At 61.2% G+C, this 18,829-nt stretch carries 14 protein-coding genes; 11 read left to right on the plus strand and 3 right to left on the minus strand.

What is annotated here, in order from left to right:
- Positions 1-116: 116 nt before the first annotated feature.
- A complete protein-coding gene (locus ASD60_RS17990) occupies positions 117-1,475 on the minus strand; it encodes a glutamine synthetase family protein (protein WP_056855297.1) in 1,359 nt (452 codons plus the stop codon).
- Between the two features lie 161 nt (positions 1,476-1,636).
- Between ASD60_RS17990 and ASD60_RS17995 the strand changes: the two genes are divergently transcribed.
- A complete protein-coding gene (locus ASD60_RS17995) occupies positions 1,637-2,569 on the plus strand; it encodes a helix-turn-helix domain-containing protein (RefSeq protein WP_056855298.1) in 933 nt (310 codons plus the stop codon).
- On the opposite strand, the gene ASD60_RS18000 is transcribed toward ASD60_RS17995, so the two are convergent.
- Together ASD60_RS18000 and ASD60_RS18005 are read right to left on the minus strand one after the other, a co-directional pair.
- Positions 2,566-3,162, minus strand: coding sequence for a cupin domain-containing protein (locus ASD60_RS18000; RefSeq protein ID WP_056855299.1), 597 nt, complete (start codon positions 3,160-3,162; stop codon positions 2,566-2,568). The genes ASD60_RS17995 and ASD60_RS18000 overlap by 4 nt on opposite strands.
- A 166-nt stretch (positions 3,163-3,328) precedes the next feature.
- Positions 3,329-5,284 (minus strand): oxidoreductase, encoded by a 1,956-nt coding sequence (locus ASD60_RS18005; protein WP_056855300.1) that lies wholly within the window; start codon positions 5,282-5,284, stop codon positions 3,329-3,331.
- 281 nt (positions 5,285-5,565) lie between these two features.
- Between ASD60_RS18005 and ASD60_RS18010 the strand changes: the two genes are divergently transcribed.
- From ASD60_RS18010 to ASD60_RS18055, 10 genes are all read left to right on the plus strand, one after another.
- Complete coding sequence (locus ASD60_RS18010; protein WP_056855301.1) at positions 5,566-6,360, plus strand: class II aldolase/adducin family protein; 795 nt, start codon at positions 5,566-5,568, stop codon at positions 6,358-6,360.
- A 290-nt stretch (positions 6,361-6,650) separates the two neighbouring features.
- Complete coding sequence (locus ASD60_RS18015; RefSeq protein ID WP_056855302.1) at positions 6,651-7,298, plus strand: TetR family transcriptional regulator C-terminal domain-containing protein; 648 nt, start codon at positions 6,651-6,653, stop codon at positions 7,296-7,298.
- A 75-nt stretch (positions 7,299-7,373) separates the two neighbouring features.
- A complete protein-coding gene (locus tag ASD60_RS18020) occupies positions 7,374-8,090 on the plus strand; it encodes a response regulator (protein ID WP_056855303.1) in 717 nt (238 codons plus the stop codon).
- Positions 8,090-8,869 carry a substrate-binding periplasmic protein gene (locus ASD60_RS18025; RefSeq protein WP_056855304.1) on the plus strand — a complete coding sequence of 260 codons (780 nt, stop codon included), beginning with the start codon at positions 8,090-8,092 and terminating at the stop codon, positions 8,867-8,869. The genes ASD60_RS18020 and ASD60_RS18025 overlap by 1 nt, the downstream gene beginning before the upstream one ends.
- On the plus strand, positions 8,866-11,127 hold the full coding sequence (locus tag ASD60_RS18030) for a hybrid sensor histidine kinase/response regulator (protein ID WP_056855305.1): 2,262 nt from the start codon (positions 8,866-8,868) through the stop codon (positions 11,125-11,127). Before ASD60_RS18025 ends, ASD60_RS18030 begins: the two co-directional genes overlap by 4 nt.
- A gap of 206 nt (positions 11,128-11,333) precedes the next feature.
- Complete coding sequence (locus ASD60_RS18035) at positions 11,334-12,746, plus strand: amino acid permease (RefSeq protein WP_056855584.1); 1,413 nt, start codon at positions 11,334-11,336, stop codon at positions 12,744-12,746.
- Positions 12,747-13,076: 330 nt separating this feature from the next.
- A complete protein-coding gene (locus ASD60_RS18040; RefSeq protein WP_056855306.1) occupies positions 13,077-13,868 on the plus strand; it encodes an enoyl-CoA hydratase/isomerase family protein in 792 nt (263 codons plus the stop codon).
- A gap of 42 nt (positions 13,869-13,910) precedes the next feature.
- Entirely contained in the window at positions 13,911-15,071 is a 1,161-nt protein-coding gene (locus ASD60_RS18045) for an acyl-CoA dehydrogenase family protein (protein ID WP_056855307.1), read from the plus strand.
- Between the two features lie 18 nt (positions 15,072-15,089).
- Positions 15,090-17,189 carry an acetate--CoA ligase family protein gene (locus ASD60_RS18050; protein WP_056855308.1) on the plus strand — a complete coding sequence of 700 codons (2,100 nt, stop codon included), beginning with the start codon at positions 15,090-15,092 and terminating at the stop codon, positions 17,187-17,189.
- A gap of 10 nt (positions 17,190-17,199) precedes the next feature.
- Positions 17,200-18,807, plus strand: coding sequence for a 5-guanidino-2-oxopentanoate decarboxylase (locus tag ASD60_RS18055; RefSeq protein WP_056855585.1), 1,608 nt, complete (start codon positions 17,200-17,202; stop codon positions 18,805-18,807).
- Positions 18,808-18,829: the final 22 nt, after the last annotated feature.

The raw sequence follows: 18,829 nt of genomic DNA on the forward strand, positions 1-18,829 counted from the left end.
CTCCGCGTGGGAATGTCTCCACGGACGCTCCGCGTTCGGCTGTTGCAGGGACGCGGAGCGTCCCGGGCTGTGTTCCCACGCAGAGCGTGGGAACGATCAACGATCATGAGAACTGGTCAGACGCTGAGCATCAGGAACTCACGCTCCCACGAACTGATCACCCGTTTGAAGTTCTCGTGCTCGGCGCGTTTGACCGCGACGTATCCGCGCACGAACTTGTCGCCCAGGTAACGGCCGATGGTTTCGCACTCTTCCATTTTGGTCAGGGCGTCTTCGATGGTGATCGGCAAACGCAGGTTACGGCGTTCATAAGCCCGACCCTGGACGGCGGCGCTCGGCTCGACGCGCTCGACCATGCCCAGGTAACCGCACAACAAGCTGGCCGCGATGGCCAGGTACGGGTTGGCATCGGCGCCCGGCAAGCGGTTTTCCACGCGCATGGCGTCCGGGCTGGAGGTCGGTACACGCAGGCCGACGGTGCGGTTTTCTTCGCCCCATTCGACGTTCACTGGCGCCGAGGTATCCGGCAGGAAGCGGCGGAACGAGTTGACGTTCGGCGCAAACATCGGCAGCACTTTCGGGATGTATTTCTGCAAGCCGCCGATGTGGTGCAGGAACAGCTCGCTCATGTTGCCATCGGCGTCGGCAAAGATCGGCTTGCCGGTGGCGATATCCACCACGCTCTGGTGAATGTGCATGGCGCTGCCCGGCTCGTCGCCGACCGGTTTGGCCATGAAGGTCGCCGCCACGTTGTGCTTGAGCGCCGCTTCACGCATGGTGCGCTTGAACACGGTGATCTGGTCGGCCAGGTCCAGCGCATTGCCATGGCGGAAGTTGATTTCCATCTGCGCCGGGCCGTCTTCGTGGATCAGCGTATCGAGGTCCAGGCCCTGCAATTCGCACCAGTCATAGACGTCTTCGAACAGCGGGTCGAACTCGTTGGCGGCATCAATGGAGAACGACTGACGACCGCTTTCAGCACGACCCGAACGGCCCATCGGTGCCTTGAGCGGCAAATCCGGGTCTTCACAGCGCTGGGTCAGGTAGAACTCCATTTCCGGTGCGACAATCGGCCGCCAGCCTTTGTCGGTGTACAGCTGCAAGACTTTCTTCAGTACGTTGCGCGGCGACAGTTCGATCGGGTTGCCGAACTTGTCGAAGGTGTCGTGGATCACGATCGCGGTAGGCTCGATGGCCCATGGCACCACGTAGACTGCATCGGCGTCCGGCTTGCAGACCATGTCGATGTCGGCGGGGTCGAGCAGGTCGTAGTAGATGTCGTCGTCGACAAAGTCCCCGGTTACCGTTTGCAAAAGCACACTTTCCGGCAGGCGCATGCCTCGCTCATGCAGGAACTTGTTGGTGGGTGCAATTTTGCCGCGTGCAATGCCGGTCAGGTCGCTGACGACGCACTCGACTTCGGTAATCTTGTGATCTTTCAGCCAAGTGAACAGCTGATCGAAAGGGACATTCATAAAGACCTCGTTATTGGTTTTATTAACGCCAGGAGAGGCCGGTTTCATCCGCCGGACACTTCCCCTGTAGCGCGTTGACGTCTATCTTGGGCGAGCCTCGCGGTTCCATCTATCCACTTTAAGCAGCACAAAGCGCACCAAAAGAGTGCGCAAGGTCACCCATGACAAACGGCAATTCACTCCAGGTTCAAGCGTTCAGCACCGTCGATGTGGCCGAGCAAATCCGTGTCACGCCGGGCTGGACTCAGCATTACCAACAGATGTCACCGGGGCATTTCGCCGGTCTGGTGCGCTATCTGGATTTACAGGGCGTGGAGATCTACGAAGAGCACATGAACACCCGGGTCGAGCAGAATTTCAGTGCACCGCAGGGGGCGCTGGCGTTCTGTTTCGATCGCAGTGACAACGCGCTGTACGTGTTGAATGGTGAAAGCCGCAACATCTGGATCACCCCGGAGAACTACCAGGAAATCGCCGTGGTGTTCGGTCCGGAGTTCGTGCAACGCAATCGCCTCGATGTCGCCCGGCTCGAAGGGTTGTTCATGGCGCCGCTCAACTCACAGCAGAACGCGTTGTTCTGCCGTTGGCTGAGCAGCACGCTGACGCGGCTGTCGCAGACGTTCGATCCGCCGACCCGGGAAGCGCTGACTCAGCAATTGCTGGATGACTGTCTGTTTATTCTCGACAACGCCTGCGTCTGTCTCGATCAAGGCGCGTTGCAGCGCCGGGCCGGAGAGCGGGCGATCATGAAGCGGGTAGGGGAATGGGCGGCGGACACCCCGGAAGAACACCTCAACCTGCTGGAGCTGTCCCGGGTTGCCGACGTTTCTCTGCGCCAGTTGCAGCATGCGTTCAAGGCCTATACGGGCATGGCGCCAACCCAGTGGCTGCGACTGCGGCGCCTGAACAGTGCCCGCCGTGAATTGCTCAGCCGCACGCCGACGCAAACCACCGTGGCCGAAGTGGCCATGCATTGGTCGTTCTGGCATTTGGGGCGGTTTTCCAGCAGCTACCGTGCACTGTTCAAGGAGTTGCCGAGCGACACGCTCAAGCGGGCAAGTGCCACTCAACCCATTGGTCGTGGCCGGCGTTAAAACGTCGGCGGGGTAATCACCCAGATCACTACCGCATCGACTTCACCAGGGTTGCCGTAGCGGTGCGGTTCCCGGCTGGAAAAGCTGAAGCTGTCGCCTTCACAGAGCTGGAAATGGCGCTCGCCAACCCACAACTCGAAGCGCCCCGACAGCACATACCCGGCTTCCTCGCCTTCGTGGCTGTAGCTTTGCTGGCTGTAGGTGCCGGGCGGAAAACGCGAGTGGAGCATTTCCAGCTGTTGATTGGGTTGCGACGTGAGCAACTGGTCGACGATGCCATCCTCGTAATGCACGCTCAGTCGGCTGTTCTTGCGCACCACGATGCCGTCATCTTCGGGGGCGGTATTGGCTTCACTGGCGAAGAACCACTGGATGGTCACGCCGAGGCTGCGGGCAATATTGAACAGCGCCGGGATCGACGGATAGGCCAGGTTGCGTTCCAGCTGGCTGATGTAGCCGGCGGTCAGTTCGCTCTGTTGCGCCAACTCTGCCAAGGTCATGCCCCGACGTTTGCGCAGGCCGCGAATTCGCGTGCCGAGAAAGTGCGGCTCTGCGGCGCCGGTTGCGGGCTGTGTGGTGTTGCTGTTGCTCATGGTCAAATCCGAACCGGAAGGAGTGGCGCAAACCCCTGTAGGAGCGAGCCTGCTCGCGATAGCGGTGGCTCAGCCAACTTAGTGTTGAATGCAGTGACGCTATCGCGAGCAGGCTCGCTCCTACAGGGTCGGTGTTAGCCGTTGATGGCCCGGAGTATAAACAGGCTTAAAGCTCCCACGCGACTTTCAGACCTTCATAAATCGCTTCTTCAGCCGTGCGCGGCGCGAGGCAGTCGCCGATACGGCGAAACTCCACCAAACCTTGCAGTTCGGCCCCCAGCGTGTCGACCGGTTGATGGCCCTGGCACAGTACCAGCGTGTCGATATTTTCCAGCAGCATCGGCTCACCACTGGCGGTGTGTTGCAGATACACGGTGTTGTCATCACAACCGTACAACCGGGCGTACGGAATGATCGGGATGCCCAGTTTGTGCAATTCACCGGCCAGTTGATCGCGGACATACAACGGCAGGTTTTCCCCGCAATGGGTGCCGTTGACCGCCAGTTGCACCTGATGCCCGGCGCGGGTCAGGCGCTCGGCGATGCCGGGGCCGATCCAGTCGCAGCGCCAGTCGACCACCACTACCGAGCGGCCAATCTGCACCTCTTCGCGCAGCACTTGCCAGGCGTCCACCACCTGCAATTCGCCACCGCGTTCGAACATGGGCCAATAAGGTTCGGCGCCGGTGGCGATGATCACCATGTCCGGTTTTTCCTGCTCCACCAAGGCGCGGTTGACGCGGGTATTACGCACCACGCGCACACCGGCCAATTCCATCTCCCGTTGGAGGTTGGTGCTGGCCCCACCGAACTCGCTGCGCCGTGGCAGCAATTGCGCGAGCAATACCTGGCCACCGAGTTGCGGACTGGCTTCGTACAGCGTCACTTCATGCCCACGTTGTGCGGCGACGGCGGCCGCTTTCATCCCGGCCGGACCACCACCGGCGATCATGATCCGTTTGCGTGTTTTAGCTGTTTGCCGTTCGCCAAAAACCAGCTCACGACCGGTTTCCGGGTGCTGGATGCAGGAGATCGGCAAGCCCTTGTGGAAGTGGCCGATACACGCCTGATTGCAGGCGATGCACGCGCGCACGTCTTCGGCGCGGCCAGCATCGGTTTTGTTGGGCATCTGCGGGTCGCAAATCAACGCCCGGGTCATGCCGCAGACATCGGCCTGGCCCCGAGCCAGAATCAGCTCGGCCTCCTGGGGCTGGTTGATGCGTCCGGTGACGAATAGCGGAATAGCCAGACTGGCCTTGAACGTCCCGGCTTCCCTGGCCAGGTAAGCCGCCTCGATCGCCATCGGCGGCACGATGTGCACGGCACCGCCCAGCGACGCCGAGGTGCCGGCGACGATGTGCACGTAATCGAGCTGAGTTTGCAGCGACTGCACGGCGGCCAGGGATTCGTCTTCGGTCAGCCCTTCGGGATCGCGCTCATCGGCAGAGATGCGCAGGCCGATGATGAACTGCTCGTCAGTGGCGGCGCGTATCGCAGCGATGACTTCGCGAAGAAAACGCAGGCGCTGTTCGAGTTCGCCGTTGTAGCCATCGGTTCGGCGGTTGACCCGGGGATTGATGAATTGCGCCGGCAGGTAACCGTGGCTGGCGACCACTTCCACGCCATCGATGCCGGCCTGATGCAAGCGGCGGGCGGCGGCGGCATAGCCGGTGACAATCTCGTCGATCATCGCCTGGTCCAGAGCTCGTGGCATCACCCGGAAGCGCTCGTTGGGCACCGCCGAGGCCGAGTAGGCCACCGCCAGCAAGCCGTCGCTGGACTCCATGATTTCCCGGCCCGGATGGAACACCTGGGACAACACCACGGTGCCGTGGGCGTGGCAGGTTTGCGCGAGTTTGCGATAACCCTCGATACAGGCATCGTCGGTGGCCATCAGCACATGGGAGGTATACCGCGCGCTGTCATGCACGCCGGCCACTTGCAGCACGATCAACCCGACACCGCCTTCGGCACGCGCCCGGTGATAGGCGATCAGTTGCTCGTTGACCAGATTGTCGGTGGGCATCGACGTGTCATGACCGCTGGACATGATGCGGTTTTTCAGGCGCTTGCCACGGATCTGCAAGGGTTCGAACAGGTGCGCGAAAGCAGGTGTCGGCATGGTGCGGGCTACTCCAGGCAGGCTGACTTTGTAGGAGCGAGCCTGCTCGCGATGGATTCAAACACGCCGCGGGGTATCCGGTTCACGGTGTCATCGTTGACGTCCATCGCGAGCGGCTCGCTCCTACAAAATTGTCAGTTGATGTTGTTTTTTTCTATAGAAATTTACCTGTAGTAAAAAATCAATCTATTTCTTTACTTGGGTGAACGGAAAGCGACTGGACGTTCAACACGTCCAGCCTTACTGTCTGCCCCAGCCGATCAACCTGGAGAACCATAAAAATGATTGAGATCGCGAGCCATCTGACTGCCGCCCCGGGGCGCAGCGCCATCGAACAGCGACTGCGCGAGGAACTGGCCGCGTGTTATCGCCTGATCGCGCACTTTCGCATGACTGACCTGATCTTCACCCACATCTCGGTGCGCATTCCGGGGCCGGACCATCATTTTCTGATCAACCCCTACGGGCTGATGTTCGATGAGATCACGGCGTCGAATCTGGTGAAGATCGGTCTGGATGGCCGAGCCGTCGAATCGTCGCCGTACCCGGTAAACCCGGCCGGTTTCGTGATTCACAGCGCGATTCACGGTGCCCGCGAAGATGCGCAATGCGTATTGCACACCCACACCCGGTCCGGCTGCGCGGTGGCGGCACTCAAGTGTGGTTTGTTGCCGGTGAACCAGATTTCCATGGAGTTCTATGGCCGCGTTGCTTATCACGAATATGAAGGCGTGGCGCTGGACATGAGCGAGCAACAGCGCTTGGTGCAGGACCTTGGCGACAAGCCGGTGTTGATGCTGCGTAACCATGGTTTGCTGACCGTTGGTGAAACCGTCAGCCAGGCGTTTTTGCGCATGTATTACCTGGAAAAGGCCTGTGAGATTCAGTTGGCTGCTCAGGCCGCCGGTGAGCTGGTACTTCCATCCGCCGAGGTCTGCGCGCACACCGAGCGCCAGTTCAATGATCCGGGGCGACCGTTGGAAGAGGGCGAACTGAGCGATCCGGATGCGATGCAACTGGCCTGGGCGGCGATGTTGCGGTTGCTGGAGCGGGTGGCGCCGGGTTATCGGGACTGATCTGGATTCTCGGTTGTTGAGGCGGGCCTCATCGCTGGCAAGCCAGCTCCCACAATGTTTTCAGGTGTGCACAGATTTTGCGTTCGCCCACAATGTTTTCAGGTGTGCACAGATTTTGCGTACACCCACTAACCCTGTGGGAGCTGGCTTGCCAGCGATGGGGCCCGGTCATGCTCCGAAGTCTTTCAGGCTGGTAACTGACTGGAGGTTTTTCCTGTTCTTGCTGTACAGTCGTTCAACTCGCGGGCCAATCGCGAGTCCCCATGATTGAATCCAGGAGCGTGTTGCCGATGAATCAGGAAGCCCGTTTTTCCCGCATGGAACCGGAGTTGCGCAAGGCCAACCTGATCGAGGCCACGTTGACGTGCCTCAAGCGCCACGGCTTTCAGGGCGCCTCGATCCGCAAGATTTCCGCCGAGGCCGGTGTGTCGGTGGGCTTGATCAGCCATCACTATTCCGGCAAGGACGAACTGGTGGCCGAGGCCTACATGGCGATCACCGGCCGGGTCATGACCCTGTTGCGTGACGCCATGGAGCAAGCGGCGCCCAATGCCCGCGAACGTCTGTCGGCGTTTTTCCGTGGGTCGTTCTCCGCCGAACTGCTCGACCCGCAACTGATCGACGCCTGGCTGGCATTCTGGGGTGCGGTGAAAACCGCCGAGGCGATCAACAAGGCCCACGATCACTCCTACGGCGAGTATCGCGGCATCCTGCGCAAGGTGCTGATGGAACTGGCACAAGAAGAAAACTGGGAAAACTTTGACGCCGATCTCGCGGCGATCAGTCTCAGCGCATTGCTCGATGGCTTGTGGCTGGAGTCCGGCCTCAACCCTGGCACCTTTACCCCGGAGCAAGGCATTCAGATTTGCGAAGCCTGGGTCGACGGTTTGCAAGCCGGTGGCCGCCAGCGTTTCTGCATACAGACGAGTAGCTGTTGATCACCCGTTCAGCAGTGGCTACTCTCTGGCGCTGATGCAACACCCTTCTAATAAGAAACAAGCAGGACACCAGCAATGACTCCTCGGGTACTGGTCGTCGATGACGATCCGCTGATTCGCGAACTGTTGCATGCCTACCTTTCCCAGGAGGGCTATGAGGTGCATAGCGCCGCCACGGCGGAACTGGCCGAAACCTTTCTGGCCAGCCAAAGCGTCGACCTGGTCATGCTTGATATTCGCCTGCCGGGCAAGGACGGCCTGACCCTGACCCGCGAGCTGCGGGTGCGTTCGGAAGTGGGCATCATCCTGATCACCGGGCGCAACGATGAAATCGACCGCATCGTTGGCCTCGAATGCGGCGCCGATGACTACGTGATCAAACCGCTCAACCCACGTGAGCTGGTATCTCGGGCGAAAAACCTGATTCGTCGGGTCCGCCACGCGCAGACGCCGCCACCGGTCGCCGCTGTGTCCAAACCGGTCAAACAGTTCGCCGATTGGGCGCTGGACACCGACCGCCGCCGACTGATCGATGCGTCCGGCAGTGAAACCCTGCTGACCCACGGCGAGTATCAGTTGCTGAGCGTGTTCCTGCGCAACAGCGGTCACACGCTCAGTCGCGACCAGTTGATGGACCAGATCCGCAACCGCGAATGGGTGCCCAATGACCGTTCCATCGACGTGCTGGTGGGGCGTTTGCGCCGCAAGTTGCACGACGATCCGGCGGAACCGCAGTTGATCATCACCATTCACGGCGCCGGTTATCTATTCACCGCCAGCCTGGCGGCGTGATGGCTGCAATCAGGCTGCTCTGCCTGATATTGGCGCTGGTGGCGGGCAGTACGTCCGCGGCGCAGACGGTGCGCTATTGCGATTACCCGGTGTATCCGCCGATTTCCTGGAGCGATGGCAAGCACGTCCGTGGGTTGGCGCCGAGCGTGGTGAAAAAACTGTTCGGCCAACTGGGCTACGAGGTTGAAGTGGTGGTGCTGGGCAATTGGAAGCGTTGCCTGCTCGATGCCGCCGAAGGCCGGGTCGATGTGGTCCTGGCGTACAGCACCGCGCAGCGCGAGCAAAGCATGCTGTTTTCTACTGTCCCGGTGCTGCGCGAAGAAGTCGCGCTGTTCGTCAACCGGCAGCACCCGGTGCAGTTCGAACACCTGCAAGACCTGGCGCATTACCGGGGCGGGCTGTTGTTCGGCGAAAGCTACGGCGTGGAGTTCGATCGCATGGTCGCGCAAAACAACAACATCGAATGGGTCTCCGATAGCCGCCAGAATTTCGGCAAGCTGATTCGCGGGCGCATTGATTTCATCACCCAGGAACGCCGCACCGGCCAGTTGTACGTCGAAAGCCTGGCCGGCGCGCAAGACATCGTCGCGTTGCCCACCGCCCTGAGCGTCGACTATCTGCGGGTCGCTGTATCCCGCCGCTCACCGCTGGCCGCGCGGATGCCGGACATCGATGCGCAGCTGCAGCGCATGGTCGATGCCGGTGACATCGAGCGCCTGCTCAATGAAAGTGAAGTCACCTACCGCGACATGATCAATCTGCCGGCGAACATCCCATGATCCGCGGCAGATCCGGTGGTTTATTGCGGCGTCTGCTGCTGTTCATTCTGTTGTTCAGCCTGTGCTTTACCGTGCTTGCCAGTAGCGTACAGCTGTATATCGAGTACCGGCGCGAGATGCGCGAGATCGATTCGCGCATGGAGCTGATCCGCGCCGGGTACCTGGCAAGCCTGGAGCGCAGCCTGTGGGATCTGAACCAGGAACAGTTGAACGTGCAATTGCGCGGGCTGGTGGACTTTTCCGACGTGGCACGGGTGCATCTGATCAGCAACGATTTCGATCTGGTGCAGGGCAACCCGCGTCCGATCGGGCCGCTGCGTATCGAGCGTTTTGTACTGGACTATCAACCACCGTCCGGCCCGTTGCGCCAACTGGGTGAGCTGGAAGTCAGCACCGATCTGGGGGCGGTGTATCAGCGCCTGTATGCCAGCGGCTTGACCAGCCTGTTGTGGATGGGCGCCTTCCTGTGTGGCCTGGCGGTGGCGTTGTCCGGCCTGTTTTATCGCCTGGTGACCCGCCACTTGCAGGTCATGGCCGAATTTGCCCGGCGCATTGCCGCCGGCCAGTGGCAGGAACCCCTGCGCCTGGGCAAGAGCCGTAGCGCCAACGAAGATGAAATCGACACAGTCGCCCACGCCCTTGACGACATGCGCCGGGCAATCCTCAGCGACATCGAACGCCGCGAATCCGATCGACTGGCCTTGCAGGACAACCGCGACGAATTGTTGAAAATGGTCGAGCGGCGTACCGCCAGCCTGATGCGCGCCAAGGACGAAGCCGAAGCGGCCAACCTTGCCAAGTCACGGTTCCTGGCGACCATGAGCCATGAGTTGCGCACGCCGCTCAACGGCATTCTCGGCATGGCTGAGTTGCTGCGCGATGCCCGGCTGGACGAGCGCGACGGCAAACGGCTCGATGCACTGCACAAGGCCGGCGAAGGTTTGCTGACCATCCTTAACGAAGTGCTGTTCTTCGCCAAACTGGAGGAGGGCGCGAGCCTGCCGGAGCCGGTGGATTTCTCGGTTCGGCAATTGCTCGATGAAGTGCTGACTTTGCTGGAGCCGAAGGCCTTGGCCAATGACACGGTGCTGCAGTGTCGAATAGATCAGCGGGTAGCCGAGCGTTATTACGGCGCCGAACAGTTCTTGCGCCAGGTCTTGAGCAATCTGTTGGCCAACGCGATCAAGTTCACCGAGAACGGCGAGGTCAGTGTCGATGTGGCGTTGCTCGCGCAGCCTGAAGGCACTCGCGCAGATCGCTTGCGGGTGAGTGTCACCGACAACGGCATCGGCATCGCGCCGCCGATGCAGGCAAAGATCTTCGAGCGTTTCACCCAGGCCAGCGATGAAGTGGCGCAGCGTTTCGGCGGCACCGGGTTGGGACTGGCGATCTGCAAACACCTGGTGGAGCAGATGGGCGGGAGCATCGGTGTCACCAGTGAAGTCGCGCGGGGCAGTTGTTTCTGGTTTGAACTGACGCTGCAACCTGCTGTTGGCGTGACGAGTCCAGTGCCGGTGGACGTGCCGGGGCCGGCGTTGAAGGTTCTGGTAGTGGAGGACGTGGCGCTCAATCGGGAAGTGGTTTCGGGTCTGCTGGAGCGCGACGGCCATCGGGTCTGGCTGGCCGAAGAGGGCGAACAGGCGCTGCGCCAATGTGCTGCGCAGGCATTCGACCTGATTCTGTTGGACGTGCATCTGCCGGGCATGAGCGGTGTGGAACTGTGCAAAAGCCTGCGCAGCCTCGACGGACCGAACCGCACCGCACGTATTTTTGCCCTGACCGCCAGTGTGCAACCGGCACTGGTGCGCGGCTATCTCGATGCCGGCATGGACGGGGTGCTCGCCAAACCGTTGAAACTGGACAATCTGCGCAAAGCCCTGAGGGAACAACGATCGACTCCGCCACCGATGCACGAAGACAGCGCGATGGACTGGCCGCTGCTGCAAACCCATCGCGACTTGCTGGGCGAACAGAAAGTGCAGGGGCTGCTGGCAGTACTGCGCGAATCGATCCTGCAGCATCGTGAGGCGTTGCGCGAAGCCATTGGCGCCGAAGACGGGACCGAAGTCGCGCACCTGGCTCATCGCCTGGCGGGAAGCTGCGATTCGTTGGGGTTTCGTGCGTTGGCCAATGCCTTGCGTGCGCTGGAAGACGCCGCACGAATCAACGATGAGGCGGCCGTGCGCCTGCTGGCACCGCAGATCGACGGGCAATGCCAACGGGCGCTGGACACGCTGGAACCGCTGTTGCAGAGCTGACGTACAAGTTTGTTACGACTTTGCACAACTTCGATCTTTACGTTCAACGCGACCTTACATGGCTTTCCAATAATCGACGCAACCGCCGCAGCGCGGTCTTCGAAGCTTATTGGAGATAATAATAATGAATGGCCGTAAAGCTGATTTCTCCCCGTGCCCTGACGTCCTGTCATGCACTGCGCACCTCACTGACTTGGGGTGCTGACATGAACGAAAATTCTGATCGCAAAGGCATTCACCTGACCCGCGCCCTGAAAAGCCGGCACATCTTCATGCTGTCCCTGGGCGGGGTGATCGGCACCGGGCTGTTCATGGGCTCCGGCGTGACCATCAATCAGGGTGGCCCGGTAGGGGCGATACTGGCGTATCTGGTGGCCGGTTTCCTGATGTACCTGGTGATGGTCTGCCTGGGGGAACTGTCGGTGCAGATGCCGGTATCGGGATCGTTCCAGACCCACGCCACCAAATACATCGGCCCGGCGACCGGGTTCATGATCGGTTGGGTGTACTGGATGAGCTGGGCGACCACCGTCGGCCTTGAATTCACGGCCGCCGGGATGCTGATGACACGCTGGTTTCCGGACGTGCCGATCTGGTACTGGTCGGCGCTGTTCGTGGTGGTGCTTTTCGGTATCAACGCGCTGGCGACCCGGGCGTTCGGTGAAGCCGAGTATTGGTTTTCGGGGATCAAGGTGGCGGCGATTCTCGGTTTTATCGTGGTTGGCGTGCTGGTAATCTTCGGGGTGATGCCGCTGAGCAGCGGTGCTCCGGCGCCGATGGCGAGCAACCTGATTGGCGATTCGCTGTTCCCTAACGGCTTGTCGGCAGTGTTCGCGGTGATGATGACCGTGGTCTACGCCTTCCAGGGTTGCGAAATCATGGGCGTGGCCGCCGGCGAAACCGATCAGCCGGAAAAAAGCATCCCGCGTGCGGTGCGCAACGTGGTGTTCCGCGTGCTGATTTTCTATGTGCTGGCGATCATCGTGCTGTCCGCCATCGTGCCGTGGCAGCAAGCGGGGCTGATGGAAAGTCCGTTCGTGCAGGTGTTCGACATGGTCGGCATTCCTTACGCCGCCGACCTGATGAACTTCGTGATCCTCACCGCGATCCTGTCGGTGGGCAACTCTGGCCTGTATGCCTCGACGCGCATCCTGTGGGCGATGTCGAAAACCGGAATGGCGCCCAAGAGCCTGTCGCCACTGAGCAAACGCGGGGTGCCGCTGCGTGCCTTGAGTATCACCTTGTGTTTCGCTTTGGTGTCGCTGATGACCAGCTTCATCGCGGCTGACACCTTGTTCATGGTGTTGATGGCAGTGAGCGGGATGTCGGGCACTGTGACCTGGATTGTCATCGCGCTGGCGCAATACAAATTCCGCAAGGCCTACCTGCGCGAAGGCGGCAAACTCAGCGATCTGAAATATCGCGCACCGTGGTTCCCGGTACTGCCACTGATGTGCATCACGCTGTGCTGCTCGCTGTTCGTGTTCCTCGCATTGGATGAAACCCAACGGCCATCGCTGTACTGGGGCTTTGGTTTCATTGCGCTGTGCTACGGCGCGTACTTCCTGATTCACCGCAAGCGCCAGGGCGTGTTGGCGCCGAGCTTGCCCACGGTGTAATCCCTTCAATCCGTACATCCCCTGTGGGAGCCAGCCTGCTGGCGATAGCGGAGCATCAGTCAACAGAGATGTTGAATGTGATGACGCTATCGCCAGCAGGCTTGCTCCCACATTGGTTTTGGGGAGGCCGTAGCGAGTTGTTCGAAGTTGTAACAGCGCCACCGGCTTGCGCTCGCGCCATCAGAAAAAATTCAACAAAACCAATGCTTTAGAGATTCATAGAGCTTGTTACAGCTCATTCCACCAACAATTGCCGCCTTGCTGAACACTCGTTTAGTATGGCTTCAAGTCGCATCACCTCAGACTCATCAAAATAATTCGAGGATTCGCATGACTACTCATGATTCGCTGCTCAGCCAGGTCGAAGCAGGCGTTGCCTGGATCACGCTCAATCGCAGCGCACAGCGCAACGCGCTGGACATCCCGACCCTGAAAAACCTGCAGGCGTTGCTCGATCGCTTCAACACCGATCCAGCGGTGCGCGTGGTTGTGTTGACTGGCAGCGGTCGCAGTTTCTGTGCTGGCGCCGACCTCGATGAGTGGGCCGACGCCGAAGCCCGTGGCGCATTGGAAACCTACGGCTGGACCGAAACTGCCCACGCCTTGATGACGCGTCTGCACAGCCTGGCAAAACCGACGATTGCCGCCATTAACGGCACCGCCGTCGGCGCCGGGATGGATTTGACCCTGTGCTGCGATCTGCGCATTGCCGGGCAGTCCGCGCGGTTCAAGGCCGGCTACACCAGCATGGCCTACTCGCCGGATGCCGGCGCCAGTTGGCATTTGCCACGCCTGATTGGCAGCGAACAAGCCAAACGCCTGCTGTTCCTAGACGAATTGTGGGGCGCTGACCGTGCTCTTGCAGCCGGGCTGGTCGGCGAAGTCTGCGCCGACGATCAACTGCTGACCGTTGCCAGCGAGCTGGCCGCGCGGCTGGCGGCCGGGCCGACATTCGCTTTCGCCCAGACCAAAAAACTCATCCGTGAAGGTGCCGAGCGCAGCCTGCCCGAACAACTGCAAGCCGAACTCGCCGCCGGACTGCTCTGCGGTCGCAGCGAAGACGGTGGCGAAGCCTTGCGCGCCGCCATGGAAAAACGTCCGCCACGCTTCATCGGCCGCTAAGCCTCGCACCCCTTTATCAGCACACGAACAACAGGTAGCAGCATGAATTTCCAACTGACCCAAGAACAAGAAATGTTGGTGGACTCGGTACGCAGCTTCGTCGAGAAGGAGCTGCTGCCCTATGAGACCGAAGTCGACCGTGCCGACGAAGTTTCGCCGGAACTGGCGGCACTGATTCGCGGCAAGGCGATTGCGGCCGGTTTCTACGCTTTCAACATGCCGGAAGAGGTCGGCGGTGGCGGTCTTGATTACCTGTCCCAGGCGCTGATCGAGCGGGAACTGTCGAAAGTCTCCTGGGCGCTGCATGTGTTCGTTGCGCGACCGTCGAAAATCCTCATGGCTTGCACCGGCGAGCAGATCAACGATTACCTGCTGCCGTGCATCCAGGGCGAGAAAATCGATTGCTTCGCCCTCACTGAGCCGGGTGCCGGCTCCGACGCCAATGCGATCAAGACCCGCGCCGTGCGCGAGGGCGATGACTTCATCCTCAATGGCAGCAAACACTTCATTAGCCATGCCGGGCATGCCGATTTCGCCATCGTGTTCGCCGTGACCGACACCTACGAACACAACGGTAAAAAGCGTAACGCCGTGACCTCGTTCCTGGTCGACCGCAACACACCGGGCATGACCATTCGCCGTGGACCGAAATGTGTGAGTAACCGTGGTTACCACACTTTCGAAATGTTCTTCGACGATTGCCGCGTTCCTGCCAGCAAAGTGCTGGGCGAAGTCGGCAAGGGATGGGAAGTGGCCAACGCCTGGCTGACTGCCGGGCGGGTAATGGTGGCGGCCAACTGTGTCGGCCAGGCCCAGCGCGCACTCGATGTTTCGTTGCAATGGGCGGCGGATCGCAAGCAATTCGGCCAGCCGATCGGCACCTATCAGGGCGTGTCGTTCAAGTTGGCCGACATGGCCACGCAGATTCGCGCTGCCGAACTGCTGACCCTGCACACCGCGTGGAAAATGGACCAGGGCACCATGACCGATGGCGAGGCCGGCATGGCCAAATTGTTCGCCAGCGAGGTGCTCGGACGTGCGGCTGACGAGGCGGTGCAGATCTTTGGCGGCATGGGCCTGATGGACGAGAGTCCGGTGGAGCGCATTTGGCGCAACGCGCGGATCGAGCGGATCTGGGAAGGCACTTCGGAAATCCAGCGCCACATCATTTCCCGCGAACTGCTGCGGCCACTGTTGCGCTGATCCGCCCGGAGAATTTCCATGTCGCAAACCATTCGTGACAACCTCAAACGCATGCTCGCGCCACAGCATGTGGCGTTCGTGGGCGGGCGCAGTATGGCGCGTGCCCTCAAGCGCTGCGCCGAAGGTGGCTACCAAGGGCAGATGTGGCTGGTCAATCCGCAGAACGACAGCCTTGAAGGCGTGCCCTGCGTACGCAGTATTGCTGACTTGCCCTGCGGCCCTGACGCGGTATTCATCGCCACCAACCGCGACTTGACCCTGACCTGTATCGCTGAACTCGCCGCCATCGGTGCGGGCGGCGCGATTTGCTATGCCTCGGGTTTTGCCGAAACCGGTGCCGAAGGCCAGGCGCTGCAACAACAACTGCTCGAAGCCGCCGGTGACATGGCCTTGCTCGGCCCCAACTGCTACGGCCTGCTCGACTATCTGCACAGCTGCGCACTCTGGCCGGTGGCCCACGGCGGCAAAGCGGTGGAGAAGGGCGTGGCGGTGCTGACCCAAAGCGGCAACTTCGCTTACAACCTGTCGATGAGCGACCGCTCGCTGCCAGTGGCCTACATGGCTTCGGTTGGCAATCAGGCGCAACTGGGCGTCGCTGAGTTGATGGACGTGTTACTCGACGAGCCGCGGGTCACTGCTATCGGCCTGCACCTCGAAGGCCTGAAAAACGTCCCGGGTTTCGCCCGCGCCGCGCACAAGGCGCTGGAGAAGGGCATCCCGATCATCGCTTTGAAAACCGGCGTGTCGCAGATCGGCGCCGAACTGGCCCTGAGTCACACCAGTTCGCTGTCCGGCTCCGATGCGCTGTATGACGCGCTGTTCGATCGCCTTGGGGTTATTCGCGTCAGTGGCCCGGTGAGTTTCGTCGAAACCCTGAAAGCCGCGGCCTGCGGCAACTTGCCGGCGGGAAACAGCGTGATCGCGCTGGCGTGCTCCGGCGGTGATGCGGGGCTGATTGCCGACTACGCCGAACGCAACGATCTGGGCTTGCCAAAGCTCGATGACGGCCAGGTCGGTGAACTGGCCCAAGTGCTGCCGAGTTACGCCAACCTGGTCAATCCGCTGGATTTCACCACGGCGATCTGGGGCGACGGCGAAGCCTTGAACCGCATGCTCGACAGTGCCCTGCGTACTGAAGCCGATGCGGCGATGCTGGTGCTCGATTATCCGGCCGAGTTCACTGGCGAGCGCAAGGAATGCGACCTGCTGCTGGACCTGTTCTGCAAGGCGCTGGTACGGCATGGCAAGACCGGTTTTGTCACTTCGGCGTTCCCTGAGTTACTGCCGGCCCACGCCCGCATTCGTCTGCATGCCCAGGGCGTGGCGGCGTTGCAAGGTGTCGAGGATGGCCTCGCGGCGTGGGGGCGCATTGCCGGTTACCAGCGCAATCGCCGGGCTTTGCTGGAGCTGGGTGAATCGGCGTTGGTGCCGCTGTGCCCGCAAGCGCTGACAGGCGAAGGCGAATTGCTCAATGAATGGGATTCCAAACAAGCGTTAAGAGTCTTCGGCCTGCCGACACCCAACGGTGTTCTCAGCTCACCGGCCAATGCGTTGAAAGACGCCGAAGCATTGGGCTATCCGCTGGTACTCAAAGCCGTCAGCGCACAGTTGCCGCACAAGACTGAAGCCGGCGCCGTGGCGCTGAACCTCAAGGATGGCGTCGCATTAAGCGCGGCTCTGGAAAAAATGCGTTCGAACATTGCCGCGTATGCACCGGGCGTACCGTTCGATCAACTGCTGCTGGAGCCCATGGCCAAACCGCCGTTGGCCGAGTTGATTGTCGGCATCAAGCGCGAAAACGACTTTGGTCTGGCGCTGGTGATTGGCGCGGGCGGCATTCTGGTGGAATTGCTCAAGGACAGTCGCAGCCTGTTGCTGCCAACCACCGACGGCGCCATCCGCCATGCCGTGCTCAGCCTGCGCAGCGCACCGTTGCTGCAAGGTTTCCGTGGCCGTGAAGCGGCGGATCTGGAGGCGTTGGTGGCAGCGATTCGCGCGGTCGCCGATTACGCCTGCGAAAACGCCTCGCAGTTGCTGGAACTCGATGTGAACCCATTGTTGGTCGGTGCCGATGGCACGACCGCAGTCGATGCGTTGATTCGCCTCGGCCACGAGTGAGGACATGAACATGCAAAGCAAAACCTTGACCGGCGGCCAGGCGCTGGTGCGTCTGCTGGCCAATTACGGCGTCGATACCGTATTCGGCATTCCCGGCGTTCACACCCTGGAGCTGTATCGCGGCCTGCCGGGCAGCGGCATTCGCCACGTCTTGACCCGTCACGAACAGGGCGCCAGTTTCATGGCCGACGGTTATGCCCGGGTCAGCGGCAAGCCCGGCGTGTGCTTCGTCATCACCGGCCCCGGCGTGACCAACGCCGCCACCGGCATCGGCCAGGCTTACGCCGACTCGATTCCGATGCTGGTGATTTCCAGCGTCAACCACAGCGCCAGTCTCGGCAAGGGGTGGGGCAGCCTGCACGAATGCCAGGACCAACGGGCGATGACCGCGCCGATCACTGCGTTCTCCGCCGTGGCACTGACCGCCGAAGACCTGCCGGAACTGATCGCCCGGGCCTATGCGGTGTTCGACAGCGAGCGCCCGCGTCCGGTACACATTTCGGTGCCGCTGGACGTGTTGTCGGCGCCGATTACCCGCGACTGGAGCAATGACGTGGTGCGGCGTCCGACCCGCGGCCCGGCTTGTGCCACCGCCCTTGATGACGCAGCAGCCAGGCTCATCGGCGCAAAACGGCCGATGATCATCGCCGGTGGCGGTGCCTTGAATGCTACCGAGCAACTGCTGGAGATCAGCACACGACTGGCGGCGCCGTTGTTCACCAGCGTCGCCGGCAAAGGCCTGTTGCCACCGAACGCAGCGTTGAACGCCGGCTCGTCCCTGTGCGTAGAACCCGGCTGGAAGCTGATTGCCGAAGCCGACGTGGTGCTGGCGGTCGGCACCGAAATGGCCGACACCGATTTCTGGCGCGAACGCCTGCCGCTCAACGCTCAATTGCTGCGCGTGGACATCGACCCGCGCAAGTTCAACGACTTCTACCCGTGCGCGGTGGCTTTGCATGGCGATGCGCAACAAACCCTCAGCGGTTTGCTCGAGCGCCTGCCATCCAGCGTACGTGACGCCAGCGCAGCGATTGCCTCGGTTGCCGCGCTACGCGAAGCGGTCAAGGCCAGCCATGGTCCGCTGCAACAGATTCACCAATCGATTCTGGCGCGCATTGCTGCAGAGCTGCCGGAAAACGCGTTCGTCAGCACCGACATGACCCAACTGGCCTACACCGGCAACTACGCCTTCGACAGTCTTGCCATTCGCAGCTGGTTGCACCCGACCGGTTACGGGACGTTGGGTTACGGCCTGCCGGCCGGCATTGGCGCCAAGTTTGGCGCACCGCAGCGCCCCGGTCTGGTGCTGGTGGGCGATGGCGGTTTCCTCTACACCGCTCAGGAACTGGCCACCGCTGTCGAGGAACTGGACAGCCCACTGGTGGTGTTGCTCTGGAATAACGATGCATTGGGGCAGATCCGCGACGACATGCTCGGCCTCGATATCGAGCCGATTGGCGTGCTGCCGCGCAACCCGGACTTCGCCGCGCTCGCACGTGCATTCGGTTGCACCGTGACCCAGCCGCAAAGCCTGGCGGAGCTGCAAACCGACCTGCGCCACGGCTTCAAGCGCAACGGCGTGACCTTGATCGAACTCAAGCATGCCTGCGCCCATTGATCTGTATTTGAAGGATATGAAG

Source organism: Pseudomonas sp. Root562, assembly GCF_001427125.1.
Classification (GTDB): domain Bacteria; phylum Pseudomonadota; class Gammaproteobacteria; order Pseudomonadales; family Pseudomonadaceae; genus Aquipseudomonas.

Excerpts from the sequence above, each read along its gene's own strand:
- ASD60_RS18040 (WP_056855306.1), top strand. The coding sequence starts at position 13,077 with ATGACTACTCATGATTCGCTGCTCAGCCAGGTCGAAGCAGGCGTTGCC.
- ASD60_RS18000 (WP_056855299.1), bottom strand. The coding sequence starts at position 3,162 with ATGAGCAACAGCAACACCACACAGCCCGCAACCGGCGCCGCAGAGCCG.
- ASD60_RS18015 (WP_056855302.1), top strand. The coding sequence starts at position 6,651 with ATGAATCAGGAAGCCCGTTTTTCCCGCATGGAACCGGAGTTGCGCAAG.
- ASD60_RS18045 (WP_056855307.1), top strand. The coding sequence starts at position 13,911 with ATGAATTTCCAACTGACCCAAGAACAAGAAATGTTGGTGGACTCGGTA.
- ASD60_RS18010 (WP_056855301.1), top strand. The coding sequence starts at position 5,566 with ATGATTGAGATCGCGAGCCATCTGACTGCCGCCCCGGGGCGCAGCGCC.
- ASD60_RS18005 (WP_056855300.1), bottom strand. The coding sequence starts at position 5,284 with ATGCCGACACCTGCTTTCGCGCACCTGTTCGAACCCTTGCAGATCCGT.
- ASD60_RS17990 (WP_056855297.1), bottom strand. The coding sequence starts at position 1,475 with ATGAATGTCCCTTTCGATCAGCTGTTCACTTGGCTGAAAGATCACAAG.
- ASD60_RS17995 (WP_056855298.1), top strand. The coding sequence starts at position 1,637 with ATGACAAACGGCAATTCACTCCAGGTTCAAGCGTTCAGCACCGTCGAT.
- ASD60_RS18025 (WP_056855304.1), top strand. The coding sequence starts at position 8,090 with ATGGCTGCAATCAGGCTGCTCTGCCTGATATTGGCGCTGGTGGCGGGC.
- ASD60_RS18035 (WP_056855584.1), top strand. The coding sequence starts at position 11,334 with ATGAACGAAAATTCTGATCGCAAAGGCATTCACCTGACCCGCGCCCTG.
- ASD60_RS18020 (WP_056855303.1), top strand. The coding sequence starts at position 7,374 with ATGACTCCTCGGGTACTGGTCGTCGATGACGATCCGCTGATTCGCGAA.
- ASD60_RS18050 (WP_056855308.1), top strand. The coding sequence starts at position 15,090 with ATGTCGCAAACCATTCGTGACAACCTCAAACGCATGCTCGCGCCACAG.
- ASD60_RS18055 (WP_056855585.1), top strand. The coding sequence starts at position 17,200 with ATGCAAAGCAAAACCTTGACCGGCGGCCAGGCGCTGGTGCGTCTGCTG.
- ASD60_RS18030 (WP_056855305.1), top strand. The coding sequence starts at position 8,866 with ATGATCCGCGGCAGATCCGGTGGTTTATTGCGGCGTCTGCTGCTGTTC.